The organism is Ensifer sp. ENS07 (assembly GCF_014852185.1).
Taxonomy (GTDB): Bacteria; Pseudomonadota; Alphaproteobacteria; order Rhizobiales; family Rhizobiaceae; genus Ensifer; species Ensifer adhaerens.
Genome location: NZ_JACVBE010000095.1, coordinates 1 through 255, shown reverse-complemented (window position 1 = coordinate 255; position 255 = coordinate 1). Strand labels below are relative to the sequence as shown.

Sequence of the window (255 nt, the reverse complement as noted above, 5' to 3'; positions counted from 1 at the left end):
TCGTCGCTACTGCCCTGTTCCTGCATCAACGGGATCAGCTCGCGGGCGACGAAGGGGAAGGTGACGAAGACGGTGGCGAGCACCAGGCCCGGCACGGCAAAGAGGATCTGGATGCCGTGGCTCTGCAGCCAGGGACCAAGGACACTGTGCGAGCCGAACAGAAGCACGAAGACGAGGCCGGAGATCACCGGCGAGACCGAGAACGGCAGGTCGATCAGCGTCGTCAGGAAGGCCTTGCCCTTGAACTCGAACTTG

The 255-nt window shown here is 63.1% G+C and carries 1 pseudogene; it reads right to left on the bottom strand.

The window, feature by feature from the left end:
- A pseudogene (cysW, locus tag IB277_RS37805) lies at positions 1 to 255 on the bottom strand (sulfate/thiosulfate ABC transporter permease CysW); the annotation flags it as partial.